We start from the raw sequence: 25225 nt of genomic DNA, 5'->3' as shown, positions 1-25225 counted from the left end.
CGTCAGGACCAGCACGGATCCGGAGGGAGCGAAGCATGACCGAGGAACGCACCGACAACAAGCCGGCCGACGGCACCGAGTCGCACGACCCGGCCTTCCCGGAGGCGTTCCTGGCGTTCATGCGGCAGGGCTGGCGGGACACGACGCTGCCGATCGGGCCGCGGCCGGAGGTGCCCAACTACGCCAAGCGCCGCGCCGCGCTCTCCGCCGCCTTCCCGGGCGAGACCCTGGTGATCCCGACCGGCGGCGAGAAGGTTCGCGCCAACGACACCGCGTACCCGTTCCGGCCGGGCAGTGACTTCGCCTACCTGACGGGCGACCACGAACCGGACAGCGTGCTCGTGCTGCGGCCGAACGGGTCGGGTCACGACGCCACGCTGTACATGCGTCCCCGGTCGTCCCGGCAGAACGACGAGTTCTTCCGCAGCCGCCACGGTGAGCTGTGGCTCGGCCGGCGGCACAGCCTGGCCGAGAAGTCGACCGAGCTGGGCGTGCCGACCGCCGACCTGACCGAGCTGGAGGGCGCGCTGGCCGACCTGGCGCCGGGGCGGACCCGGGTGCTGCGCGGCTTCGACGGGCGGGTGGACCGGGCCGTGCGCCCGTACGACGGTCCCCGCGCCCAGGGCCAGCCGGCCCGCGACTGGGAGCTGGCGATCGCCATCGCGGAGCTGAAGCTGGCCAAGGACGAGTGGGAGATCAGCCAGCTCCAGGACGCGATCGACGCCACCGTGCGCGGCTTCGAGGACGTGGCCCGCGTGCTGCCGGCGGACCGGGGGGTCTCGGAGCGCCTGCTGGAGGGGGTCTTCGCGCTGCGCGCCCGGCACGACGGCAACGACGTCGGCTACGGCTCGATCGTCGGCGCCGGCGAGCACGCGACGATCCTGCACTGGGTACGCAACAACGGGTCGACCCGCCCGGGCGAGCTGCTGCTGATGGACATGGGCGTGGAGAACCGACACCTCTACACGGCCGACGTGACCCGGGTGCTGCCGGTCGACGGCCGGTTCAGTCCGCTGCAGCGCCAGGTCTACGACGTGGTGTACGCCTCGCAGCAGGCCGGCATCGACGCGATCAGGCCCGGGGTGGCGTTCCGCGACGTGCACCTGACCTGCATGCGGGTGCTCGCCGAGGGCCTGGCCGACCTGGGCCTGCTGCCGGGCAGCGTGGACGAGGCGATGGACGAGAAGTCGACGGTCTATCGGCGGTGGACGCTGCACGGTTTCGGCCACATGCTCGGCATCGACGTGCACGACTGCTCCAACGCCCGCGACGAGAACTACAAGAAGGGCACGCTGGGCGAGGGCTACGTGCTCACCGTCGAGCCCGGGCTCTATTTCCAGCCCGAGGACGAGATGGTCCCGGAGGAGCTGCGCGGCATCGGCATCCGGATCGAGGACGACATCCTGGTCACCGCCACCGGTGCGGTGAACCTCTCCGCCGGGCTGCCGCGGGCGGCCGACGAGGTGGAGACCTGGCTGGCCGAGCAGCGCGAGGCGGGACCCCGCCTGCCCGGCTGACGCCAGCGGTACGACCACAACGGGCCCCGCCGCCGGGTCGCGACGTTTTCCGACGTCGACGCACCTGCGGCGGGGCCCGTCGGCGTTTGCGCTGCTCACTCGGCTTCCTGCCCGGATCCGCCGGGTTGCCGGGTCGCGCCCGAAGTGAGGGTAATGCGGGGGTTTCTCGGATTCGGCCCTCTCGCGAGGAACCTTCTCATACGGTGGCTATCAGAGGCTGCAAACACATTTGTAGCTGGTCGCGCCGCTTCGCATGGTGCGACCCCGTCTGGCAGCAGGAAAGGGCGGAAGGCTCCGATGTCCAATGACGTAACGACTCCCGACGGTGACGCCCCCGTGGGCGCACCGACCCGAGGGCGGCGCAAACTCTGGGTGGCCGCGGGCGTCGCCGGGCTGACCGGCGTGGTCGGCCTGGCCGCGCTGGGTGGCCTGGCCGCTCGCGATGACAAGCCCGGCGGCGTGGACCGGCTGTCGGACGCGCAGTCGTCGACGCCGAAGCAGAACGTCAGCGACGCCGGCAAGGCCGACCCGGCCTCCGACGCACGCGACGAGGAGAAGGAAGGGCGGGACGACCGCGGCGGTCAGGACTGGCAGGGCAAGGACTGGCACGGCAAGGACGGCAAGGACTGGTCGGGCAAGGACGGCCGGGACGGTAAGGACAAGGACGGCCGGGACAAGGACGGCAAGGACGCCAAGGAACTGCCGTGCGATGTCGACGTCCTGGTCGAGGCGGTGAACCGGGCCAACGAGGACAACGGCGGCGTGTTCAAGCTGGCCAAGGACTGCACCTACAAGTTCAGCGAGGCCACCGGCAACAACGCCTTCCCCGTCATCGACGAGCGGATCACGATCCTGGGCAACAACTCGACGTTGTTCCACGACGGCAGCACACTGTTCCGGTTCTTCGAAGTCGCCTCCGGCGGCGACCTGACGCTCAAGGACCTCACCCTCAAGGGCGGCCAGGTGACCGCGCCCCCGCCGCCGCTGAGCACCGCCAACGGCGGCGCCCTGCTGGTCCAACTGGGCGGCGAGGCCACCCTGACGCACACCAAACTGATCGACAACCGTGCCACCGGCGTCGGCACCCAGGGCAACGGCGGCGCCATCTACAACCTCGGCAAGGTCGAGATCGACAAGAGTGTCCTCGCCAACAACCACGCCCGCGGCGTCGGCGCTGGCGGCGACGGCGGCGCCATCTACAACGAAGGCGAACTTACCGTCCACGACACCCGCATCGACAACAACACCGCCACCGGCAACAGCGCGGTCAGCGGCAGCGGCGGCGGCATCGCCAACGCGGCGAACGGCATCGCCACCATCGCCTACAGCCAGATCACCAACAACAAGGCCAGCAACGCCGGCGGCGGCATCAACAGCGCCAGCACCGCCCACCTCACCGTCACCCGCACCAAGATCGCCGGCAACACCGCCTGCGGTAACGGCGGCGGCATCAACAACGTCGGCAACTCCACCATGCTGCTGGAGTACGTCATCATCGCCGAAAACAAGGCCACCAACGACGGCGGAGGCGTCCACCACAACAGCAACAGTGACGCCACCATCAAGCACGCCGCCTTCACCGACAACACCGCAGGCAACAACGGCGGCGGCATTTTCAACGGCATCGGCAGCACCCTGAACCTCCACGACAGCGAGTTCACGGGCAACCACGCCCGCGAGGGCGGCGCCATCTACAACAGCAACAACGCCAGACTCACCATCCGCACCAGCAAGATCGTCGGCAACTTCGCCAGCGCAACCGCCGGCGCCGGCGGCATCTTCAACGCCAACAACGCCAACAACGCCGTCAACCTCGACGACAAGACCATCATCAAGAAGAACGAACCCCGCAACTGCACCAACGTCCCCGGCTGCGCCAACTGAACCACCACATAACGAAAGGGATCCCTTCCACCGGGCACGGAGGAAGGGATCCCTTCCGTGTGAGCATCCGGTCCAGAACCTCAGCCTCGGGAATCGGAGCGGTGGCGGCTCGGCGCGGAGTTCCGCACCGTTCGGGGCCACACGTGGCGCAAGGTGCCAGTTCGACCCGACTGGCAACTCCGGGGCCGAGCTCACCATCGTCCAGGCCGTCCACCTTGACCGGTCTTATCCCTAACGTGGGTTACTTTCGGATATGGCCGTGAAGAGAAGAAGATTCTCATACGGTGATCCTCAGTAGCTACAACCGATTTGTAGCCAGGGCAGCCCCGCGGTGATGGAGCGGCCCTGTCTGGTACGAGGAGAGAGCAGAGAGCTCCGATGTCCAACTACCTTCGCAAGAACGCAGAGAACACCGCGCCGAACAGCCGGCGCAAGCTCTGGCTCGCCACCGGCGTCGCCGGGCTGACCGGCGTGGTCAGCCTCGCTGGCGTCGCCGCCGCGAGCAGCGCGGGCGCCGTCGGGGTCGACAGCCTCGCCAACCTGAAGTGGTCCACGGCCGAGCAGGTCGCCAAGGACGACGCCGCCGGTCGCGAGGGCCGCGAGGACGGCAAGGGCCAGGAAGGGCGGGACGACCGCGGCGGTCAGGACTGGCAGGGCAAGGACTGGCACGGCAAGGACGGCAAGGACTGGTCGGGCAAGGACGGCCGGGACGGTAAGGACAAGGACGGCCGGGACAAGGACGGCAAGGACGCCAAGGAACTGCCGTGCGATGTCGACGTCCTGGTCGAGGCGGTGAACCGGGCCAACGAGGACAACGGCGGCGTGTTCAAGCTGGCCAAGGACTGCACCTACAAGTTCAGCGAGGCCACCGGCAACAACGCCTTCCCCGTCATCGACGAGCGGATCACGATCCTGGGCAACAACTCGACGTTGTTCCACGACGGCAGCACACTGTTCCGGTTCTTCGAAGTCGCCTCCGGCGGCGACCTGACGCTCAAGGACCTCACCCTCAAGGGCGGCCAGGTGACCGCGCCCCCGCCGCCGCTGAGCACCGCCAACGGCGGCGCCCTGCTGGTCCAACTGGGCGGCGAGGCCACCCTGACGCACACCAAACTGATCGACAACCGTGCCACCGGCGTCGGCACCCAGGGCAACGGCGGCGCCATCTACAACCTCGGCAAGGTCGAGATCGACAAGAGTGTCCTCGCCAACAACCACGCCCGCGGCGTCGGCGCTGGCGGCGACGGCGGCGCCATCTACAACGAAGGCGAACTTACCGTCCACGACACCCGCATCGACAACAACACCGCCACCGGCAACAGCGCGGTCAGCGGCAGCGGCGGCGGCATCGCCAACGCGGCGAACGGCATCGCCACCATCGCCTACAGCCAGATCACCAACAACAAGGCCAGCAACGCCGGCGGCGGCATCAACAGCGCCAGCACCGCCCACCTCACCGTCACCCGCACCAAGATCGCCGGCAACACCGCCTGCGGTAACGGCGGCGGCATCAACAACGTCGGCAACTCCACCATGCTGCTGGAGTACGTCATCATCGCCGAAAACAAGGCCACCAACGACGGCGGAGGCGTCCACCACAACAGCAACAGTGACGCCACCATCAAGCACGCCGCCTTCACCGACAACACCGCAGGCAACAACGGCGGCGGCATTTTCAACGGCATCGGCAGCACCCTGAACCTCCACGACAGCGAGTTCACGGGCAACCACGCCCGCGAGGGCGGCGCCATCTACAACAGCAACAACGCCAGACTCACCATCCGCACCAGCAAGATCGTCGGCAACTTCGCCAGCGCAACCGCCGGCGCCGGCGGCATCTTCAACGCCAACAACGCCAACAACGCCGTCAACCTCGACGACAAGACCATCATCAAGAAGAACGAACCCCGCAACTGCACCAACGTCCCCGGCTGCGCCAACTGAGACCGGTGACACGGTGATCGGCCGGTACGGCATCGGCTGACGCAGAAAGACGGCCGGCCCCCTTCCGCGCAGCGGAAGGGGGCCGGATCGTGCCACCTACTACTGCTGCACGAAGACCGCCACGCTGCGCGCCGGCACGGTGAACGTGCCGCTGGCCCGGTCGAAGGAGGCCGTCCGCAGCACCTCGTCCGCCGACGTGCGCAGCACCGGGTGCAGCGCCACGTCCGCCCCGCGCAGCCCGGTCAGCCGCTGCGTCGCCGTCTCGGGAGTGGCGTTGAAGACCACCGTCACCGACTTCCAGCGCCCGTCGAGGCCACGCCCGTCCAGCGTCATGGTGAGCACGCCGGGCGTCTCGGCCGCGCCGGAGAGCGGGAAGGCCACCCGCTTCTGCACCTGGTCGGCCGTGGTCAGCCCGAAGACCGGCGACGAGGCCCGGATCTTCAGCAGCTCGGCGTACCGGGCGTTGGTGGTGTCGACCGCCGCGCAGTCCGGCACCAGCTTCGGATCGGCCAGCAGCGGCCTGGCGTACGACCACTTGTCGCGGTTGTCCTGCGCGGGCGGCAGGCCGGCGCCGAACCCGTTGCCCTGGGCGCAGTCCCACCGGAGCTGGTTGAACCAGTCACCGGAGTTGTAGGAGTTGCGGTCCAGCGACTTCGAGCGCAGCCGCTCGGTGCCGGTGGTGACGAACCCGGTGCCCTGCCCCATCACCACCGTGCTCAGCGCCAGCACCTGCATCCGCGCCCGGTCCGCCGCCGGGGTGTCCTGCGGCAGCTTGTACGCCAGCGCGTCGTACAGAATCTCGTTGTCGTGCGCGTCGACGTAGGTGACGGCTTCCCCCGGCGCGGCGGTGTAGCCGGCGGGCGAGCCGTTGTAGTCGACCTGCGCGCCGGTCACCTGCCGGCCCGACGAGTCGGTGAACCGGTAGCCGCCCAGGTTGCCGGTGAGGCCGACCTTGATCAGGTCGTGCTGGTGCAGCAGCCGGGCCCGCTGCTCGGCGGCGGTCCCGTTGACCGGGTCGCCGTTGGGGTCGGTGAACAGCCCGGAGGCGAAGCCCTGCACCCGCGGGTTGGCGTCGAACGGCCCACCGCCGCGCACCGCGTCGCGGAGCCGGTCGTTGAAGGTGCCGACGCCGGTGCCGGCCATGTTGGCCTGGGTGGCCTGCGTGAACCGGGCGTCGTTCGCCACCTCGCCGAAGTTCCAGCCCTCGCCGTAGAGCAGGATCCTCCTGCCGTCCACGCCGTCGCGGGCGACGGTCAGCTCGTCGAGCGCCTTGCGTACGGCCAGGATGTTCGCCTTCGGGTGGTGGCCCATCAGGTCGAACCGGAAGCCGTCCACCTTGTACGCCCGGGCCCAGGTGACCAGCGAGTCCACGACGAGCTTGCCCATCATGGCGTGCTCGGGGGCGGTGTTGGCGCAGCAGGTCGAGTTGGCGACGGCACCGTCGTCGAGCAGGCGGTGGTAGTAGCCGGGCACGATCTGGTCGAGCACCGACTTCGGATCGGCGCCCGCCGCCGAGGTGTGGTTGTAGACGACGTCCATCACCACGCGCAGCCCGGCGCCGTTGACGCCGGCCACCATCTGCCGGAACTCGGTGGTGCGCCTCGCGCCGGCCGGGTCGACGGCGTAGCCGCCCTCCGGCACGGTGTAGTGCAGCGGGTCGTACCCCCAGTTGTAGCCGTCGGTGTCGGCGACGGCCGCGACACACTTCTGCTGCTCCTCGGAGTCCGGCGGCAGCGCGGCCAGGTCGCAGGCCGGCTGCCGCTGGTCGGCGCGGCGCTCGGGGATGGTGGCGAAGTCGAACGCGGGCAGCAGGTGCAGGTGGGTCACCCCGGCGTCGCCGAGCGCCTTCAGGTGTTTCATGCCGGCGGTGCCCGGGTCGGTGAAGGCGAGGTAGGTGCCCCGCCGCTCGGCCGGCACGGTGGTGTCGGCGACGGAGAAGTCCCGCACCGACAGCTCGGAGATCTGCACCTTCGTCGACGGCACGGCCGCCGGCTTGCGCAGCTTCGCCCAGCCGGCCGGCGCGAGAGCCGGGTCGGCCAGGTCCACGATCTGGCTGTGCGTGGAGTCCGGCGCCAGCGCCAGCGAGTACGGGTCGGTCACCGAGGCCGTGACCATCCGCTGCGTCGCCGGCTGCCACGCCTGGACCTGGTAGCGGTAGTACCTGTTTCGCCAGTCGCGGGAGCCGCGTACCGACCAGACGCCGGTGCGGTCGTCGCGGCGCATCGCCACCGTCCTCGGCTGCGCGGTCGGCGAGTCGAAGAGCTGCAGCGACACGTTTCGCGCCGTCGGTGCCCAGAGCGCCAGCGTCGGTACCCCGCCGGCGAAGGTCGGCCCGAGGCGCGCGTCGACGGCCCGGGCGTAGACGTCGTCGAGCACGCCGGGAATCTGCACGCCGGTCGCGGCGAGCAGGGTGCCCTCGGCGTCCCGCTCGGTCACCAGGAGCTGCCCGCGCAGGGCCGCCGGCACCTTCGCCAGGTCCCGCCGGTCGAGGGTGAAGCTCCGGTACGCCCACAGGTGCGGGAAGGCCGCGCGCTGGGCCTCGGTGAGCCCGTTGCGCTGCGCGGTCAGCGGCAGCGTCGTGTACGTGCCGGCCAGCTCGCCGTCGGCGACGGTGACCCCGCCGGCAGGGGCGGCGACCAGGGCGTACGTCCGGCCGTCGGTGGGCCCGGCCTGCCAGGCCACGGTGGAGCGGTCGATCCAGTGCGCCTTCTGCTTCGTGATGTCGACGTCCCGGGCGGCACCGGACGCGGTGGACGGCAGCAGCCGCCCCGGCGTGCCGGCGAGCAGCCACACCTCCCGCCCGGCGGCGGCGAAGTCGAGCCGCTGGTCGGTCGGCAGGTCCTTCTCGTCCCCCTTGTGAATGATGTAGCTGAGTCCGGTCGCCCCGGCGGCCAGCGGCACCCGGAAGACCGCGCCGAAGGAGTCGATCCGGGCGGGGGCGAGCGGGGCGGCCCAGTCCGTCGGGCTGGCGGCGCCGTCCCACACGTGCAGGCCCCAGCCGTCGTAGTTGCCGTCGGCGCGGCGGTAGTGGACGACGGCGGTGCCCTCCTCCACCGGCGGGTCGGGCTCGCCGGTGGCGGCCTGCCGGCTCGGGTAGACCGCCGGGTCGCCCTGCTTGACCCAGATCTCGCCGGTCCGCGTCACGTCGATGGTGCGATCCTGCCCGACGTCCTTGTTGCCGGACTTGTCGACGACCAGGAAGCCGACGGACTTCGCGCCCGGCTTGAGCTTCACCCACGCGAAGCGGCCGTAGGAGTCCTCGCCGGCGAACGGCTGCCCCTTGGGCCACTCCGTGGCGTACGCGGGGTCGATGTCGCCCCAGGCGTACAGGCCCCAGGCGTCGTAGCCGCCGGCGGGGCGCTGGTAGTGCACCACGGCCCACTCCCGGGACGCGGACTGCGCCGGGGTGCCCACGGTCGCGGTGGACCGGGCGGTCGCGGTGCGCCCCTTTCCGTCGCGGACGACGGCCTTGTACTCGATCTTCGTGCCGCCGGCCAGGCCGGTCAGGTCGTGGTGCACGGTGTACGGGGCCGTCTCGGCGCTGCCGAGCAGCGTCCACCTGCCGCCGGCGACCCGGGCGGCGACCGTCACGGTGGCCAGCGGGTCGCCGGTGACCTGGGCGGTCACGGGGGCCTTCGTGGCGACGGGCTCGCCAGGCGCCGGGGCGGTGATCGTGATCTTCGGCGCGGCGTCGGGCAGCGCGATCGGCGTGCCGGCGCGGTGCACCACGGCCGACAGCGGCGGCACGGTCAGGGTGAGCTTGCCGTCGCCGCCGGCGACCGGGGCGGCCGACGCGCCGTAGACGCCGGTGAAGGTGGCGCCCGCCGACCAGGTGTCCACGGTGACAGTCTGCGCCGTCGCGGCGTTGTTCACCGCGACGACGTACTCGGTGCGCTGCTTCGGGTCGATCCGGGAGAACGCGAAGACGCCCGGCCCGTCGGCGGCGTAGCGGCTGACCTGCACGCCGTCGCGCAGGGCCGGGTGCGCCCGGCGCAGCGCGCCCAGCTCGGCGACGGCCCGGTACAGCGGGTGGGCGCGGTCGAACTGGTCGCTCGCGTGGGTGCGGTCGGTGCCGAGCAGGTCGTCGTCGAGGTAGTCGGGGGTCTTCGAGGCGAACATGTCCTGCCGGGCGTCCTTGTCGCCGCCCGGGCCGGTGAAGCCCTGCTCGTCGCCGGAGTAGACCACCGGCTGACCACGGGTCAGGAACATCAGCTCGTGGGCGAGCCGGTCGCGGCGCAGGTGGGTGGCCGGGTCGGTGCCGCCGCCGGCGATGAACGAGCCGATCCGCCCCATGTCGTGGTTGCCGAGGAAGGTGGTCAGCCGGCGCGCGTCGGTGTCGCGGGCGCGGTAGAGGTCGTCGCGGGCGTAGACGTCGGCGAGCGCCCTGGCGGAGCCGTGGCCGGCGGTGTAGCCGCGCGCCGCCTCCTGGAAGGCGAAGTCGAGGGTGGCCGGCAGGCCGCCGCGCCGCACGTACGTCGAGGTGATCTCCGGGTCGGCGCTGTAGACCTCGCCGAACATGAAGAAGTCCTTCTTGCCCGCGCGGTCGGCGGCGCGCTCGACGCCCTGGCTGAACTGCGGCCAGAAGTCGAGGTTGGCGTGCTTGACGGTGTCGAGCCGGAAGCCGTCCACGCCGGTCGACTCCACCCACTCGGAGTAGACGTCGGTCAGCCCGCGTACCACCTCGGGGCGCTCGGTCCACAGGTCGTCGAGGCCGAAGAAGTCGCCGTACTCGCTGTTCTCACCGGCGAAGGTGGAGTCGCCCCGGTTGTGGTACATCGTCGGGTCGTTCAGCCACGCCGGGACCTTTACCTTCGCGTCGGCCGGGTTGGCGAACGTCGGGGTGTACGGGAACGACGTGGCGTCGACCTTCGGGAAGCCCCGGCTGCCGTCGGCGTAGTTGCGGTCCTCGAAGGGACGCCCCTGCGCGTCGGTGTAGGGCGAGGTCGCCTTGTCGACGTAGGTGTACTTGTCCTCGGCGTACCTGATGACGTCGGCGGTGTGGTTGACGATGACGTCGAGGTAGACCTTGATGCCCCGCCGGTGGGCCAGCTTGACCAGCCGCTTCAGGTCCTCCTTGGTGCCGAAGTGCGGGTCGACCTGGGTGAAGTCGGTGATCCAGTAGCCGTGGTAGCCGGCGGAGACGTCGGATCCGGTGCCCTGCACGGGGCGGTTCTTGAAGATCGGTGCGAGCCAGATGGCCGTCGTGCCGAGCCCCTCGATGTAGTCGAGCCGGTCCATGACGCCCTTGAGGTCGCCGCCGTGGTAGAAGCCCTTGTCGGTCGGGTCCAGGCCGGTGGCGAGCCGGTCGCCGGTCAGGCCGCCGGTGTCGTTGCGCCGGTCGCCGTTGGCGAACCGGTCCGGCAGGACGAAGTAGAACTGTTCGGCGCGGGCCTGGCTGCTGCCGGCGGAGAGCAGCGCCTCCGCCGACGGCTCGGCGCGCCACTGCGCGGCACCGGCGGCGGCGAGCGGGCCGGTGCCGTCCGTGCCGTCGGTGGCGTCGGCCCCGAGCTGGCGTACGGCGACCGGGGCGCCCACGAGGGTGAGGGTGAGCATGCAGGTGAGGGCGAGCAGGGCCTTGCGGGACATCGGCGGGGGTTTCATCGACGGCCTTCCTCTGGTCGCTGATTCGCCCGCACGCTAGCCCTTGCCGAAACATTCTGCAATACCTTGCAAATCAAGTCGCAACAAAGCAGCCTGCTTGCAAAGAACGTGGCCCGGCGCGGATCCGCGCCGGGCCACCGTGCAGCCTCGGATGACCGAATCGGGCGAGGGCCTGGCGGACGTGCGCCTACAACCCTCGGCAGGTGCCGCCGTCGACGGTGCAGCTCGTCGGGCGGCTGTCCGCCCGCTCGACGTAGAAGCGCAGCAGCACCGACGCGCCACCGGCCAGGTCCTGGCCGCTGCGGTAGGTGAAGCCGTCGTCGGTGCGACTCACCGTCCCCTGTGGCGCGCCCTCGAGCCACGCGCTGCCCAGCCGCCCGCCGGGAAAAGCCAGCCGCGCCGTCCACTCCCGCGCGGTCGACGACGTGTTGCTGACCTGCACCTCACCGATGAACCCGCCGTGGGACTCGTCCACCACCCGGTAGCGCCCGGTGACCGGCGGCGCGGGGGACGGGGGCACCACCAGCACCGCGTCAGAGCTCCCGCCGGCCGTCGGCGACGACGTACGCCTGGGGTCCGGCGTGGGGCGGACGGACCGGCTGGGGCGGGCGGACGGCGAGGCCGACGCCCGCCGCGACGGCGACGAGGTCGCCGACGGGCTGCTCCCCGAGGGACGCGGATCGGGCAGGGCGAGGGTCGGCTCGGGCGGGGCGGGCTGCGCCTCGTACGCGGGCCCGCGCCCCCGGTACGCGCCGAGCGCGATGACCAGCAGCACCACCATCACCCCGACTCCGACGGACACCACGATCCAGGGTGAGGACGCGATGGCGGTCGTGCCGTAGGACCTGCTCGATGTGCGGCGGGTGCCGGACATGCCCCTCCTCCAGCCGTCGTCGGAGGCAGCGTAACGGTCGGCGACGACACGGTGCAGCGCGAAACGACTGCCGTCGCGGGACGGTTCGGCTCGCCCCGGAGGTCAGGCGGTCCGCAGGACGGTGCAGATGACCGGGCCGTCCTCGGTGCTGCGCAGCAGGTAGCGGTAGCGCTCGCCGGGCACCGTCCGGCCCTGGCTGTCCAGGAACTCCCACTCGACCGCGACCATCGTCAGCAGCGCCGACATCGGCTGCACGTCCTCGATGGCCGCGTGCGCCGCGACCAGCTCGCGCTCCTGGTAGTCGGGGGCCGCGCCCACGAAGGACAGCGCCACCGCCGCCGGGGAGGTGAAGGCGAAGCTGTAGGTGTCGGCCACCACCAGCCCGGGCAGGGCGTAACAGCCGGCGATGGCGGGCAGGTCGCCGGTGGTCAGCGCCACGCCGTACCGGTCGAAGAAGTCGGTAAGCGTGTCGAGATCGGTGGATGCTGTCACGGGGACAGCATTTGCCGGCCGGCCGCCCCGCCAAACCTCAGCGCGGCGGGATCCGCACCTCGATCTCGGCGCCGAGCCGCGCGTCGCCGGCCAGGCCGAGGTCGTCGCCGCTCCAGAACCGGCCCGGGTCGTACCAGTTCGGCCGCCGCCCGGCGGGGAGCAGCCCCATCGCCTCGTAGGTCACCGCGACGACCTCCGCGCAGTACGCCGTCTCGAGCGCGCGGTCGCGCACCGACGCGGCGGAGCGGTCCCGCGCGGGTCGGGGCAGCGCCGGCAGCCGTACCGCCGGGACCCGGCCGCGCAGCCAGCGCCAGGCGAGCTGGGCGGTGGACGGGAACGGCGTGCCGTCGAGGCGGGCGACGGTGCGCAGCACCGCGTTCTCCATCTCCGCGTCGGCCGGCGGGTCGAGCTGGCGCAGCCAGGCCCGCTGGCCGTACCGGTTGGCCCAGACGCAGACCGCGTCCCGCAGGTCGTGCAGCTGCACGCCGCGCTGGTGGGTGCCGGACCACATGTCGGGCAGCGACCGACCCAGCTCGGCGTGCCACATCAGGGGCGGCATGTCGTCCAGCACCACGGCCATGCCGACGTGGTTGACCGGGCTGTTGGTGGTCAACTGGATGGCCCGGTCCGGCACGCTGCGGCCCCGGAACACCCACACGTCGCCGGTGCGGGTCAGCTCCACTGCCTCGTCCAGGCTGATGCTCATGGGGGTCTACCCTAGGCCGATGCGGCAACGGATGCGGTGGTGGAAGGTGCTCGGGCTCGCGGGTCTCGCCGGCGTCGCGGCCTCCGGCGTGGTGATCGCGCGGGCGGAACGGCGGCGTCGGGCGTACACCCCGGAGGAGATCCGGGCCCGGCTGCGCGACCGGCACGCGGCGGCCACGACGCCCGCCGACGACGCGCGCTGACCGCCCCGGGCGTCAGTCCTCGTCGTGGTGGTTGCGGTCCCAGCGCCCGCCGATCGGCGGGGTGTCGAGCCGCACCGGCCCGTCCGCGTTGCCGGCGAAGTCGTTGTCCTCGATCCGACAGGACACGCAACTGCCCGCCGGGGTGATCCACAGCCCGTGGGTCTGGGTCCGCTCGCCGCGGTCCCAGACGCGGTTGCCCCGCACGGTGGCGGAGTCGACCGGCGCGTTGACGGTGATCCCGGCCCGGACGGGCGGAGCGGCGGGCAGCTCGTAGGCCGCACCGGCCGGGGGTGTGTCCTCGTTCCATCCCGTCGGCGAGTCCGCCCGCACCTCGGCGAGGGTCAGCTCGGTGTCCGTGTTGGACACCACCACCGCCGCCCGTGACCCGACCCGCACGACCTTGCCCCGGTGCCCGTCGTGCGGCCAGTGCGCCGTCCGGTCCGTGACGGAGCGGTCCTGGTAGCGCACCGCCTCGCCCCCGCCGGTCGTCGCCGGCGCGTGTCGTCGACCGTTGTTGCGGATCCGGTTGTTCGTCAGCACGGCGTCGGTCATCGACCGGTCGATGCGGATCGCGTCCAGGCCGTTGTCCCAGAACTCGTTGCTGTCGACGACCACGTCGGCCGCCGCGCCCCGGTAGCCGTGCCCGAGGTCGTGCTCGTGGTGGCCGTACGCCCCGTTGGCGCTGACCCGGTTGCCACGGATCGTGTACGGACCCGGGGTGTTGCCGATGCTGATCCCGTCGCGGACGTTGCGGTCGATGACGCAGTCGGTGAGGATCCCGCCCCGCCCCGCGACCCCCGCCGTGCCGTTCGCGGAGACGTCGAAGCCGGCCTCCAGGTTGCCGGTGAGGGTGCAGGCGGAGACGATCAGGCCGTCGGCGCCCCAGTCGGAGATGCCGAAGCGGTTGGCCTGGCTGTGGCAGCCGATGATGCGGTAGCCGCGCGGCGGAGTCCAGTAGTTCTTCTGCAGTTCCAGGAAGATCCCGTTGGTGCCGTTGCCGACGGTGGTGCAGTTGGCGATGGTGAGCCGCTCCACGTCGCCCCACCCGCCGATGCCCACGCCGATGCCGGCCCCGCCCATCTCCTCGCCGTTGTCCAGGCGACCGCAGCCGACCACGACCACCCCGTCGATCAGGCTGTCCTGCAGGAAGTCGCAGCCGAGGCCGGTCGCCCCGGTGTGGTGGATGTAGAGGTTGCGGAAGACGCCGCGCACGACGTACTGGAGGCCGAGGCCCTTGGCTAGGTAGCTGTACTCCACCATCGCCACGCCGGAGCCGTCGATCTCGAAGTCGGCGAAGGTGCAGTCGGCGATGTGCCGGTCGCGGCTCGCGCCGTGCTGCACCGTGGTCCAGAACGCCAGCGGCGTCGGCTCGGCCCGGTTCCCCTCGTTGCTGAGCAGGAACCGGGTCGCCCCCGGACCGGCGCCGATCAGCGACACTCCGCTGCGCCACACCGTGCCGGCGTCCCGGATCGAGTAGATCCCCGGCGGGCAGTAGATGACCCGGGCCCGCCCGTCGGCGGCGTACCCCTCGCCGAGGCGGTCCACCAGGTCGGACAGTGCCGGCTGGTCGTTCGTCACGCCGTCGCCGCGCAACCCGAACTCGCGCGCGTCGCACCACAGGGGTGCCCCGGCGACCGGGGTGAGCCGTTGCGGGGTGGCGGTGGACAGGCTCTGGCGCGGCATCCGACCCTCCTCCTCGGCGTGCGGCGGGTGCACTCCGAGCAGGCCGCATTCCCGAACGGCCAAGGGTGGAAACGCGCCATCGGTTCAGCGGGCGGTCAGCCGGTTCGCGGGTCCACCGGTTCGGTCGTTCGCCGCCTCATCGGGGCGAGGGACCGCCGGGCCCCGCGCCCGTGCCGGGCGACACGGCGGCGCGGCGCACCGCCTCCGCCACCGCCTCGGGGGTACGCCCCACGAGCGCGCTGCCGTCGTCGAGCAGCAGCAGGGGGCGCTGGATCAGCTCCGGGGCGGCCACCATCGCCTCGATCCACCGCGGCTCGGCCGCCTCGTCCCGCGGCCAGTCGGCCATGCCGAGGGCCACCGCCGCCGGCTCCTGCGTGCGGCAGACGTCCCAGGGCCGGGCGCCGAGCCTGCGCAGCACCTCGGTCAACTCCGCCGCGCTCGGCGGCCGGTCCAGGTAGGGGCGCACGCCGTAGCCCACGCCGGCCTCGTCGAGGGCGGAGCGGGCGGCGGCGCACTTCGAGCAGGACGGGTTGTTCCAGATCTCCATGCGGTCATGGTGGCAGCCGTCGCGTTTCGGCCCACGGCGGCCACGCCCGGGCGTCCGCCGCGGTGGCCTGCTCGCCGCCGACCGGACGTCCGCCGCGGTGCCTGCTCGCCGGCGCCATCCACCCGCACCGGACGCCCGCCGCGGTGCCTGCTCGCCGGCGCCATCCATCCGGTTGCGGGGCACCGGCTTCCCCCGGGGCGGTGCGCCTGTCGCGGCGGCGCGGCCCACCTCGACCATCTCGTCGAACTGGAGCAGGCTGACGACGCTGGGGCCGTGCGCCCCGGGAGCGGGGCCCTGTAGAGACGCCGTGACGATGCCCTCCCGCATCGCCGGCGGCACCTTGATCAGGCCGATCTCACACCGGGCGCAGGACTGTCGCCCGGCTCGCTGCCGACGGCGGCTCGACCACTTGTCGCACCCGCCTGTCGAACTGATGTCGTAGACGATTCACGCTCGGCAACGGCTCAGGGTGATCTTCCAGTCCGGGTTCTGCGCCCGGGGCCGCGTTTCGGGCACCCCGCACGCGTGCCTGGGCACGTCTCTTGTCGCACACCAGGGGCCGAGCGAGGCAACCGGATGGTGATGTCGTAAGCGATTCAGCTCGACAGGGCGCACAGCACAGGCCCGTCCCCCGAATGCTCCGCCACGAGGGTCCGGGTCCGCCCTTCAAGAGACAGCACTGACCCCCGAAGGCCCACCGCGCAGGTCGACGACGGTGCGCCCTTCACGAGCCGGAGGCGTCCCAGGGACACCGCCCCGTCTGTCGGGGCCAGGGGCCACCTGGGCTGTCTGTCCGGTTTCGCCGGCGGTGAGGGCGCCCGGAGCGGGGCAAGAGGCAGACCGGCGAGGCAAGGGCAGGACGGGCGAGGCGAGGCGACAGGCTGGACCGGCGAGGCGACAGGTCAGCCCGGCGAGGCGACAGGCCAGCCCGGCGGGGCGAAGGGCCAGGCTGGCGGGGCGAGGGCGGTGCCGGCCTCGGCCGGGTGTCCGGTTCGTGGCGTTCTGTGGTGGTGGGGGTCACCGGCCCGGCGGGCATCGCCCGCCGACGCGGGGCGTTGTAACCACCGCGAGCCCATGACCCGCCGGCCCTCGGGCCGAGGCGGCGGCCGGAATGCCGGCCGGAGCCACGTCGTTACATCCCCCGGACCCAGGGACACCGCCGGCTGCGGCGGCCGCCGGAAACACCCGGCCCGCCCCCACCGGTTACCTCCCCCGGAAGCCCCGCGCCCCACCCCGCACCGCAAGGGGCGCACCCTGCATTTTCTGGCGTGACCTTTCCCGACCCGCGACACGACCCACCCCCGGCGTGTCCGCGTACCCCCGATCGAAAGGTGACCTCACCATGCGTACCGACATCCTGCGTAAGACCGCCCTGACCGCTGCCGGCCTCGCCTTCACCGGCGGCGCCATCGCCGGCCCCGTCACCACCGCCCACGCCACCACCACCGAGAACAAGCCCGCCACCGTCAGCCAGGACCGCAAGAACGGCGAGCGGGAACTCGGCGTGCGCTACGAGGCCCAGCCGAACTTCTACTACTGCGGCCCCGCCGCCGCCCGCAACGCCCTCAGCGTCCAGGGCAAGGACATCGACGTCGACGGCATGGCCAAACTGATGGGCACCACCGAAGCCGGCACCAACTCCATCAACGACATCACCCCCGTCCTGAACAAGGAAACCGGTAAGGACGCCTACCAGTCCGTCGAGATCCGCGAGGCCACCGCCGACGACAAGCAGACCGACAAGCTGCGCACCGACATCGTCACCGCCATCGACGAAGGCCACGCCGTCGTCGCCAACATCGCCGGCACCGCCACCGACACCGACGGCACCACCCACTCCTTCGAAGGCGGCCACTACATCAGCGTCGTCGGCTACCGCGACAACGGCAACACCGTCACCATCGCCGACTCCGCCGACCCCAACCAGGCCTCCTACCGGATGAGCGTCGACACCCTCGCCGACTGGATCGCCACCCGCGGCTACACCGCCTGACACCAACACGATGCAAAGGGCCGGCCCCCACCCCGGGAGCCGGCCCTTTCGTCGTGTCCGGCAGGCGCAGCCCGACAGGCGGTCAGGCGACCGTGACCGGGAAGCGGGGGCAGGCGCAGCCGGACAGGCGGGTCAGCCGATCGGGGCGAGGAACTCCAGCCGGTTGCCGTGCACGTCGTGGGCGTGGAAGCGGCGCATCCCGGGCACTTCCTCGTCGCCCCAGGTGACCGGGTGCCCGGCGGCGGCCAGCCGGCCGGCGAGCGCGTCCAGGTCGGGCCAGAGCAGGCCGGGGTGGGCCTTGCGGGCCGGGCGGAAGTCGTCCTCCACGCCCAGGTGCAGTTCGATGCCGTGCCCGACGAACCAGCAGCCACCACGGGCCGCCAGCGCGGGCGGCTTGGCTTTCTCGGTCATCCCGAGCACCCCGACGTAGAAGGCCCGCGAGGCATCCTCGGAGCCGCGTGGGCAGGCGAGCAGGACGTGATGGATCATGGTGGCACCTCCTCGTCCCGAACGATGGCACGAGGTTGCGGAGTTAGCAAGACGGACGTACGGTTTTGTTGACGACGAGAATCGGCGGTAAGTGTCCCCTAACCACGGCGGCACTCCGGCCGGTGCGACAGACTGCTCAGGACTACTCACGGTCGCTGGTGTGAAGGAGTACGACGTGGCGAGCCTCGACACCTTCGGTGCGAAGACCCAGCTACGCGTCGGAGACGCGAGCTACGAGATTTTCAAGATCGGCAAGGTGGAGGGCCACGAACGGCTCCCCTACAGCCTGAAGATCCTCCTGGAGAACCTGCTCCGGACCGAGGACGGCGCGAACATCACCGCCGACCACATCCGGCAGCTCGGCGGCTGGGACCCCACCGCCGACCCGAGCGTGGAGATCCAGTTCACCCCGGCGCGGGTGCTCATGCAGGACTTCACCGGTGTCCCCTGCGTGGTCGACCTGGCCACCATGCGCGAGGCCGTACGCGACCTCGGCGGCGACGCCACTAAGGTCAACCCGCTCGCCCCGGCCGAGCTGGTCATCGACCACTCCGTCATCGCCGACCTGTTCGGCCGCGAGGACGCCTTCCAGCGCAACGTTGAGCTGGAGTACGAGCGCAACAAGGAGCGCTACCAGTTCCTGCGCTGGGGCCAGACCGCGTTCAACGAGTTCAAGGTCGTCCCGCCGGGCACCGGCATCGTGCACCAGGTCAACATCGAGTACCTGGCCCGTACGATCATGGAGCGCAACGGCCAAGCGTACCCGGACACCGTGGTCGGCACCGACTCGCACACCACGATGGTCAACGGCCTCGGCGTGCTGGGCTGGGGCGTCGGCGGCATCGAGGCCGAGGCCGCGATGCTCGGCCAGCCGGTCAGCATGCTGATCCCGCGCGTGGTGGGCTTCAAGCTCTCCGGCGAGATGCCGGCCGGCACCACCGCCACCGACCTGGTGCTCACCATCACCGAGATGCTGCGCAAGCACGGCGTGGTCGGCAAGTTCGTCGAGTTCTACGGTCCCGGCGTGAGCGCGGTGCCGCTGGCCAACCGGGCCACCATCGGCAACATGTCCCCGGAGTACGGCTCCACCGTCGCGATCTTCCCGATCGACGCCGAGACCGTCCGCTACCTGGAGCTGACCGGCCGGGACCCGCAGCAGGTCGCGCTCGTCGAGGCGTACGCCAAGGAGCAGGGCCTCTGGCACGACCCGGACGCCGAGCCGGAGTACTCGGAGCGCCTGGAGCTCGACCTGAGCACGATCGAGCCGTCTCTGGCCGGCCCGAAGCGGCCGCAGGACCGCGTCCCGCTGGGCAACGCCAAGACGCTGTTCCGCTCGGCGCTCACCGACTACGTGGCCGCCGACGAGACCGGCGGCGACCGCTCCCGCAAGCCGGGTGTGCCGCAGCTCGAGAAGCCGTTCGGGGCCGACGGCCACGCCGACGAGGCGAGCGCCGAGTCGTTCCCGGCCAGCGACCCGCCGGCCAACGGGGTCAGCGACCCGGCCGACGCCCCGCGTGACCTGGAGACCGCGGCGGTGGGCTCCGGTGGTCGGGCCAGCAACCCGATCCGCGTCACCGGCGCCGACGGCGTCGAGTACGAACTGGACCACGGCGCCGTGGTGATCGCCGCGATCACCTCCTGCACCAACACCTCCAACCCGCAGGTCATGATCGGTGCGGCGCTGCTGGCCCGCAACGCGGTGGAGAAGGGCCTGACCCGCAAGCCGTGGGTGAAGACCACCCTGGCCCCGGGCTCCAAGGTCGTCATGGACTACTACGAGCGGGCCGGCCTGACCCCCTACCTGGACAAGCTCGGCTTCAACCTGGTCGGCTACGGCTGCACCACCTGCATCGGCAACTCCGGCCCGCTGCCGGAGGAGGTCTCCGCCGCGGTCAACGAGGCCGACCTGGCCGTCGTGTCGGTGCTCTCCGGCAACCGCAACTTCGAGGGCCGGATCAACCCGGACGTCAAGATGAACTACCTGGCGTCCCCGCCGCTGGTGGTGGCGTACGCGCTGGCCGGCACGATGGACATCGACCTGGCCAACGAGCCGATCGGCGACGACAGCCAGGGCAACCCGGTGTTCCTGCGCGACATCTGGCCGAACAGCGCCGAGATCCAGGACGTCATCGCCTCGGCGATCGGCGCCACCGGCTTCAGCGCCGCGTACGAGAACGTCTTCGCCGGCGACGAGCGCTGGCAGTCGCTGCCGACGCCGACCGGCGACACGTTCGCCTGGGCTGACGAGTCCACCTACGTCCGCAAGCCCCCGTACTTCGAGGGCATGCAGCGGGAGCCGAAGGCGGTCGTCGACATCAGCGGCGCGCGGGTGCTGGCCAAGCTTGGCGACTCGGTGACCACCGACCACATCTCGCCGGCCGGCTCCATCAAGGCCGACTCCCCCGCCGGCAGGTACCTCGCCGAGCACGGCGTGCCGCGCCACGAGTTCAACTCGTACGGCTCCCGACGGGGCAACCACGAGGTCATGATCCGGGGCACCTTCGCCAACATCCGGCTGCGGAACCAGCTGGTTCCGGGCGTCGAGGGCGGCTTCACGGTCAACCACCTGACCGGCGAGCAGACCTCGATCTACGACGCCTCGGTGGCCTACCAGGAGGCGGGCGTCCCGCTGGTCGTCCTGGCCGGCAAGGAGTACGGCTCCGGCTCGTCCCGCGACTGGGCGGCCAAGGGCACCATGCTGCTCGGCGTCAAGGCGGTCATCGCCGAGTCGTACGAGCGGATCCACCGCTCGAACCTGATCGGCATGGGCGTGCTCCCGCTGCAGTTCCCGGCCGGCGAGACCGCCGAGTCGCTGGGCCTGGCCGGCACGGAGACGTTCACCATCACCGGGGTCACCGCGCTCAACGACGGCGAGACCCCGCGCACGGTGAAGGTCAGCACCGACACCGGCGTCGAGTTCGACGCCGTGGTGCGGATCGACACGCCGGGCGAGGCGGACTACTACCGCCACGGCGGCATCCTGCAGTACGTCCTGCGCCGCATGATCGCCAGCTGACGACACGAACGAGGGGCCTCCTGCCGTACGGCAGGAGGCCCCTCGCGTGTCCGGGACCGCCGGAGGCGCCGGAACCCCGCGCGGGAGCGGTCCGGCGGAAGCGGTCTCAGTCGACCGCGGCGGCGCGGCGGCGGGCCTCGCGGGTCTTCATGGCGTGCTCCAGCAGCGTGATGAGCACCTCCTTGCTCGACTCCCGCTGCCGGGCGTCGCAGAGCAGCACCGGCACCCCGGGGTCGAGGTTGAGCGCCGCCTGCACCTCGTCGAGCCGGTACTGCCGCGCGCCCTCGAAGCAGTTCACCGCGACCACGAACGGCGTGCCGCGCCCCTCGAAGTAGTCGATGGAGGGGAAGCAGTCCGCCAACCGCCGGGTGTCGGCGAGCACCACCGCGCCGATGGCGCCGAGCGCCAGCTCGTCCCAGACGAACCAGAAGCGGTCCTGCCCCGGCGTGCCGAAGAGGTAGAGCACCAGGTCGTCGCTGATGGTGATGCGGCCGAAGTCCATCGCCACCGTGGTGGTCGTCTTGCTCTCCACCCCGGACAGGTCGTCGATGCCGACGCCGGACTCGGTCAGCACCTCCTCCGTGCGCAGCGGGCGGGTCTCGCTGACCGCGCCGACCATTGTCGTCTTGCCCACGCCGAAACCGCCCGCGACGAGGATCTTGATCGCGGTGGGCAGTGGCGTCGCTCCCGCCGGCCGCTCAGAGTGCCCGTAGTCCATTGATTACCGCCTCGAAAACGCTGTTGTCGGGAAGGCCGGCCGTGGTTTGCGGCTCGCGTACCTGCACCAGGCTGCGGGCCACGAGATCACCGAGCAGGACCCGGATGGTGCCCACCGGAAGGTCCAGGTGGGCGGCGATCTCGGCGACGGACTGGATCCGCTGGCAGAGCCCGACGATCGCCAGGTGCTCCGGACCCAGCCCGACCTCCGGGGTCACGTCCGCGCGGGTCGCCGTCACCAGGGAGATCAGGTCGAACGTGCCGGTGACCGGTCGGGCCCGGCCGCGGGTCACCGCGTAGGGTCGCACGACCGGGCCGGCATGGTCGTCGACCCACTGGTGCTCGGCGGACTCCCCCTGCACCGTCATCGCGGCTACTTCTCGCCGGCCGGCTGCTCGGTCCGCGACGGCGACGCGACGTACTTGCCGACGCGGGTGACCAGCATCGCCATCTCGTAGGCGATCAGGCCGACGTCGGCGTCCTCGCTGGCGAGGACGGCCAGGCAGGCGTTGCGTCCGGCCGCCGTGACGAACAGGAACGACGACTGCATCTCGATGATGGTCTGCTGCACCTGCCCGCCGCCGAAGCGCTTGCCCGCCCCCCGGGCCAGGCTCTGGATGCCTGCCGCCATCGCCGCCAGGTGCTCTCCGTCGTCGCGGCTGAGCCCTCCCGAGGCGGCCATCAGCAGGCCGTCCGTCGAGAGCGCGACCGCATGCTCGGCCTGCTTCACCCGGCCGACCAGGTCATCCAGCAACCACGTCAGGTCGGCACTCGAAGCCGTCTTCTGCCCCACTCGTCGTCCTCTTCTCCCCCGGCTTTAGTCGCCGTGCTCGTCTGGGCTGACCGCCATGCCGCGGGGTCTTCCCGCAGCGCGGGCGGCGCCGGTCAGGTCGCCTGCTGGTCGCTGGCGTCGGGTCCCTCGTCGGCCTCGGCCCGGCCGCCGCCGGCACCGCCGACCAGCCGGGCGGCGTCCGTACGACCGCGCCGCGTGCCGGTCTGATAGGAGCTCATCATCCGGCGCACCTGCTCCGGCGGGCGTACCGTGTCGTCGTCGTGCTCAGCCTCGGCGGGCTCGTCGCGGAGTTCCGGCACGATGCTGGCCTGGCGGACCCGCACCGGCAGGCCAGAGTCGGTGCGCGCCTGCACCGGTCGGGCCGTCCGCGCCGGGCCGCCGCCCGCCGGGGCGGTCTCCGCCGTCTCGGGCCCGGGCGCCGGTGCCGCGGCGCCGGCCGCCTGCGGGCGGGCGGCCGTCACCGGCAGGCCGGTCGGCAGGGTCGGGCCGTCCAGGGCCGGCTGCGTCGACGCCCCCCGGCTCCGGGTGGGCAGCCGCTCCTCCGTCGGGGCGGCGGTCGGCAGGCTCCGGCCGCGCGTGCGGGTGGGCAGGGCGTCGTCGGCGGATTCCCCGTCCGCTGTGGCGTCGGTGTTCGACGCCGGGAGGGCGGCCTGCGGTTCGGCCAGCGCCACCGGCGCCGTGGCGGGCCGCTCGGCGGCGGGGGCCGCGGTCGCCGGGGTGGCGACGCCCGGCGCGCCGGTCGGGAAGCCGCCCGAGGTGCTCGGGTCCGCGTCGTCGGCGGTGACCAACTCGGCGGGGATCAGCACGACGGCGGTCGTCCCTCCGTACGCCGACTCCCTGAGCTGCACCCGCACGCCGTGCCGTTCGGTCAGCCGGCTGACCACGTAGAGCCCCAGACGGGAGGCGTTGGCCAGGTTCAGCTCGGACTGGTCCACGATCCGGTGGTTCGCGGCGGCGAGGTCCTCCTCGCTCATGCCCAGGCCGCGGTCCTCGATCTCGATGGCGAAGCCGTTGGCCACCATCTGCCCGCGTACCTCGACGGTGGTGTGCGGCGGCGAGAACGACAGCCCGTTCTCGATCAGCTCGGCCAGCAGGTGGATGACGTCACCCACCGCGCGCCCGGTCAGCGAGACCGCGCCGAGGGGCAGCACGTTGACCCGCGTGTAGTCCTCGACCTCGGCGACCGCGCCCCGGACCACGTCGACCATCGGCACGTTGCGCCGCCACGCCCGGCCCGGGGTGGAGCCGGAGAGCAGGATCAGGTTTTCCGCGTTGCGCCGCATCCGGGTCGCCAGGTGGTCGACCCGGAACAGGTCCTCCAGCTCCTCGGCGTCGTGCTCGCGCCGTTCCATCGCGTCGAGCAGGGTGAGCTGGCGGTGCACCAGCGCCTGGGTGCGCCGGGCCAGGCTGAGGAAGACCTCCCGGACGTTGCGGCGCAGCTCGGCCTGCTCGACGGCGGTGCGGATCGCGGTCTCCTGCACGGCGTTGAACGCCTTGCCCACCTGGCCGACCTCGTCGTCGCCGAACTCGAGCGGGGGCGCCTCCTTGGCGACGTCGACCTCCTCGCCGTGGCCGAGCCGCTCCACCACGCCGGGCAGCCGCTCGTTGGCGAGCCGGAACGCCGCCTCCCGCAGCCGCTCCAGCTGCCGCAACAGCGCGCGGGCCGTCGTGACGGAGATGATGATCGAGGCGACGACCGCCAGCAGACCCAGACCGGTGGCCAGGACGAGGCGCAGGATCACCATCGCGGCCATGGTGGTCGCGCGGTCGACAAGGCCCTCGCCGCCCGCCACCACCGCGTCGTTCACTCCGGTCAGCGCCGGGTCGACCGTGCCACGCCACTCGTCCTGGCTCAACGGCAGCCGCGTCACCGGCCGGCCGTCGTGGATGATGCTGTCCTGCACAGAGCGCAGTCGCTTGAACGCGTCGCTTTCGACGAGCTCCTGGTAGCGACGCTGGTCGGCGGCGGAGAGCTTCAACCTGGTCTCGTCGCCGAGGAAGCGCTCGGCACCGACGAGCGCGGTGTACCGGGCGTACTCCGACCCGGTCATGCGGCCGCTGCCGAAGAGACCACTGAGCAGTGCGTCCTGCTGAGAGATCAGCTCCCGCATCTGGTTGAGCCGGATGAGCGCCGTCGCCTCCGCCGCCAACTCCTTGTCGTCCAGGCTGCCGGTGACCTCGTACACCTGGAAGATCGATCCGATGGCCCGGGTGTAGGCGTCCGCCGCGGACACCCGGTCCACGCCCCGGGCGAGTACCGCTTCGCGGACCTTGGCCAGCGCCTCCAGCTGCGCCACCGACTGGTCGAGGTGCCTACCCAGCTTGTCGGTGCCCGCGACGTCGACCTGCCAGTGCCGGACGGAGGCGGTGAAGGCGCTCGTCAGCTCCGCCGTCGTGCGGTGCTCGGCCTCGAGCGCCGCCCGCTGCGCCGGACCCGGATCACTGAGGTACGCCTGGGTCAGGCGACGTTCGACCTGGAGTTCCTGCAGCAGCGGCTCACTGGGGACGTAGACCTTCGTGTTGAGCATCTGGACGCCGAGCAGGTTGAAACCGTCCCGAAGGGTCACCCAGGCGGCGAACATCCAGAGCGCGACCAGGGAGAGCAGGAGAGCGACAACCTTCGTACGGATACTTGTACCGCGAGAACGCATTGAACCGTCCCAGGCCGGCGTTGACTCAGGTCATCAACGACAGTTCGTAGAGATGCGGATGTCCCGCAGGGCAGGCGTGCGGGACGGAGGCAGTGCGTACGCTAGCAGTGCCCACA

17 protein-coding genes are annotated in these 25225 nt (G+C 71.6%); 6 read left to right on the top strand and 11 right to left on the bottom strand.

What is annotated here, in order from left to right:
* Nucleotides 1-35 precede the first annotated feature (35 nt).
* The 3 genes from GA0070606_RS25915 to GA0070606_RS25905 all read left to right on the top strand — a co-directional run bounded on the left by GA0070606_RS25915 (nucleotide 36) and on the right by GA0070606_RS25905 (nucleotide 5345).
* Complete coding sequence (locus GA0070606_RS25915) at nucleotides 36-1517, top strand: aminopeptidase P family protein (RefSeq protein ID WP_091105341.1); 1482 nt, start codon at nucleotides 36-38, stop codon at nucleotides 1515-1517.
* Between the two features lie 297 nt (nucleotides 1518-1814).
* Nucleotides 1815-3401, top strand: coding sequence for a hypothetical protein (locus tag GA0070606_RS25910; RefSeq protein ID WP_245724806.1), 1587 nt, complete (start codon nucleotides 1815-1817; stop codon nucleotides 3399-3401).
* Between the two features lie 378 nt (nucleotides 3402-3779).
* A complete protein-coding gene (locus GA0070606_RS25905; protein WP_091105337.1) occupies nucleotides 3780-5345 on the top strand; it encodes a hypothetical protein in 1566 nt (521 codons plus the stop codon).
* A gap of 99 nt (nucleotides 5346-5444) precedes the next feature.
* Here the strand turns inward: GA0070606_RS25905 and pulA are convergent, their stop codons facing one another.
* The 4 genes from pulA to GA0070606_RS25885 all read right to left on the bottom strand — a co-directional run bounded on the left by pulA (nucleotide 5445) and on the right by GA0070606_RS25885 (nucleotide 13018).
* Complete coding sequence (gene pulA, locus GA0070606_RS25900) at nucleotides 5445-10946, bottom strand: pullulanase-type alpha-1,6-glucosidase (RefSeq protein ID WP_091105334.1); 5502 nt, start codon at nucleotides 10944-10946, stop codon at nucleotides 5445-5447.
* A gap of 187 nt (nucleotides 10947-11133) precedes the next feature.
* Nucleotides 11134-11820, bottom strand: a complete 687-nt coding sequence (locus GA0070606_RS25895) for a cellulose binding domain-containing protein (protein WP_091105331.1) — start codon at nucleotides 11818-11820, stop codon at nucleotides 11134-11136.
* A gap of 102 nt (nucleotides 11821-11922) precedes the next feature.
* Nucleotides 11923-12312: a hypothetical protein gene (locus GA0070606_RS25890; protein ID WP_091105328.1), complete on the bottom strand. Its 390-nt coding sequence runs from the start codon at nucleotides 12310-12312 to the stop codon at nucleotides 11923-11925.
* A gap of 37 nt (nucleotides 12313-12349) precedes the next feature.
* Entirely contained in the window at nucleotides 12350-13018 is a 669-nt protein-coding gene (locus tag GA0070606_RS25885) for a hypothetical protein (RefSeq protein ID WP_091105326.1), read from the bottom strand.
* Nucleotides 13019-13037: 19 nt separating this feature from the next.
* On the opposite strand from GA0070606_RS25885, the gene GA0070606_RS25880 reads away from it, so the two are divergent.
* Nucleotides 13038-13220, top strand: a complete 183-nt coding sequence (locus GA0070606_RS25880; protein WP_091105324.1) for a hypothetical protein — start codon at nucleotides 13038-13040, stop codon at nucleotides 13218-13220.
* A gap of 12 nt (nucleotides 13221-13232) precedes the next feature.
* On the opposite strand, the gene GA0070606_RS25875 is transcribed toward GA0070606_RS25880, so the two are convergent.
* Both GA0070606_RS25875 and GA0070606_RS25870 read right to left on the bottom strand, forming a co-directional pair.
* Nucleotides 13233-14903 (bottom strand): right-handed parallel beta-helix repeat-containing protein, encoded by a 1671-nt coding sequence (locus tag GA0070606_RS25875; RefSeq protein ID WP_091108192.1) that lies wholly within the window; start codon nucleotides 14901-14903, stop codon nucleotides 13233-13235.
* Nucleotides 14904-15039: 136 nt separating this feature from the next.
* Entirely contained in the window at nucleotides 15040-15450 is a 411-nt protein-coding gene (locus tag GA0070606_RS25870; RefSeq protein WP_091105321.1) for an ArsC/Spx/MgsR family protein, read from the bottom strand.
* A 1342-nt stretch (nucleotides 15451-16792) separates the two neighbouring features.
* Between GA0070606_RS25870 and GA0070606_RS25865 the strand changes: the two genes are divergently transcribed.
* Nucleotides 16793-17443, top strand: a complete 651-nt coding sequence (locus tag GA0070606_RS25865; RefSeq protein ID WP_091105318.1) for a C39 family peptidase — start codon at nucleotides 16793-16795, stop codon at nucleotides 17441-17443.
* 132 nt (nucleotides 17444-17575) lie between these two features.
* Here the strand turns inward: GA0070606_RS25865 and GA0070606_RS25860 are convergent, their stop codons facing one another.
* On the bottom strand, nucleotides 17576-17932 hold the full coding sequence (locus tag GA0070606_RS25860) for a VOC family protein (protein WP_091105315.1): 357 nt from the start codon (nucleotides 17930-17932) through the stop codon (nucleotides 17576-17578).
* Nucleotides 17933-18092: 160 nt separating this feature from the next.
* Between GA0070606_RS25860 and GA0070606_RS25855 the strand changes: the two genes are divergently transcribed.
* Nucleotides 18093-20948 carry an aconitate hydratase gene (locus GA0070606_RS25855; protein ID WP_091105312.1) on the top strand — a complete coding sequence of 952 codons (2856 nt, stop codon included), beginning with the start codon at nucleotides 18093-18095 and terminating at the stop codon, nucleotides 20946-20948.
* Nucleotides 20949-21054: 106 nt separating this feature from the next.
* Here the strand turns inward: GA0070606_RS25855 and GA0070606_RS25850 are convergent, their stop codons facing one another.
* The 4 genes from GA0070606_RS25850 to GA0070606_RS25835 all read right to left on the bottom strand — a co-directional run bounded on the left by GA0070606_RS25850 (nucleotide 21055) and on the right by GA0070606_RS25835 (nucleotide 25109).
* On the bottom strand, nucleotides 21055-21666 hold the full coding sequence (locus GA0070606_RS25850) for a GTP-binding protein (protein WP_091105310.1): 612 nt from the start codon (nucleotides 21664-21666) through the stop codon (nucleotides 21055-21057).
* A complete protein-coding gene (locus GA0070606_RS25845) occupies nucleotides 21647-22033 on the bottom strand; it encodes a DUF742 domain-containing protein (protein WP_091105308.1) in 387 nt (128 codons plus the stop codon). The genes GA0070606_RS25850 and GA0070606_RS25845 overlap by 20 nt, the downstream gene beginning before the upstream one ends.
* A 5-nt stretch (nucleotides 22034-22038) precedes the next feature.
* Entirely contained in the window at nucleotides 22039-22458 is a 420-nt protein-coding gene (locus tag GA0070606_RS25840; RefSeq protein ID WP_091105306.1) for a roadblock/LC7 domain-containing protein, read from the bottom strand.
* Nucleotides 22459-22550: 92 nt separating this feature from the next.
* Nucleotides 22551-25109 (bottom strand): sensor histidine kinase, encoded by a 2559-nt coding sequence (locus tag GA0070606_RS25835; RefSeq protein ID WP_091105304.1) that lies wholly within the window; start codon nucleotides 25107-25109, stop codon nucleotides 22551-22553.
* Nucleotides 25110-25225 lie beyond the last annotated feature (116 nt).

Source organism: Micromonospora citrea, from assembly GCF_900090315.1.
Taxonomy (GTDB): domain Bacteria; phylum Actinomycetota; class Actinomycetes; order Mycobacteriales; family Micromonosporaceae; genus Micromonospora; species Micromonospora citrea.
This window is presented reverse-complemented; position numbering and strand designations above follow the sequence as displayed.

Coding starts and splice junctions, on each gene's coding strand:
- GA0070606_RS25850 (WP_091105310.1), bottom strand. CDS start 21,666: ATGGACTACGGGCACTCTGAGCGGCCGGCGGGAGCGACGCCACTGCCC.
- GA0070606_RS25910 (WP_245724806.1), top strand. CDS start 1,815: ATGTCCAATGACGTAACGACTCCCGACGGTGACGCCCCCGTGGGCGCA.
- GA0070606_RS25885 (WP_091105326.1), bottom strand. CDS start 13,018: ATGAGCATCAGCCTGGACGAGGCAGTGGAGCTGACCCGCACCGGCGAC.
- GA0070606_RS25845 (WP_091105308.1), bottom strand. CDS start 22,033: ATGACGGTGCAGGGGGAGTCCGCCGAGCACCAGTGGGTCGACGACCAT.
- GA0070606_RS25860 (WP_091105315.1), bottom strand. CDS start 17,932: ATGATCCATCACGTCCTGCTCGCCTGCCCACGCGGCTCCGAGGATGCC.
- GA0070606_RS25880 (WP_091105324.1), top strand. CDS start 13,038: ATGCGGCAACGGATGCGGTGGTGGAAGGTGCTCGGGCTCGCGGGTCTC.
- pulA (WP_091105334.1), bottom strand. CDS start 10,946: ATGAAACCCCCGCCGATGTCCCGCAAGGCCCTGCTCGCCCTCACCTGC.
- GA0070606_RS25895 (WP_091105331.1), bottom strand. CDS start 11,820: ATGTCCGGCACCCGCCGCACATCGAGCAGGTCCTACGGCACGACCGCC.
- GA0070606_RS25870 (WP_091105321.1), bottom strand. CDS start 15,450: ATGGAGATCTGGAACAACCCGTCCTGCTCGAAGTGCGCCGCCGCCCGC.
- GA0070606_RS25875 (WP_091108192.1), bottom strand. CDS start 14,903: ATGCCGCGCCAGAGCCTGTCCACCGCCACCCCGCAACGGCTCACCCCG.
- GA0070606_RS25905 (WP_091105337.1), top strand. CDS start 3,780: ATGTCCAACTACCTTCGCAAGAACGCAGAGAACACCGCGCCGAACAGC.
- GA0070606_RS25915 (WP_091105341.1), top strand. CDS start 36: ATGACCGAGGAACGCACCGACAACAAGCCGGCCGACGGCACCGAGTCG.
- GA0070606_RS25835 (WP_091105304.1), bottom strand. CDS start 25,109: ATGCGTTCTCGCGGTACAAGTATCCGTACGAAGGTTGTCGCTCTCCTG.
- GA0070606_RS25865 (WP_091105318.1), top strand. CDS start 16,793: ATGCGTACCGACATCCTGCGTAAGACCGCCCTGACCGCTGCCGGCCTC.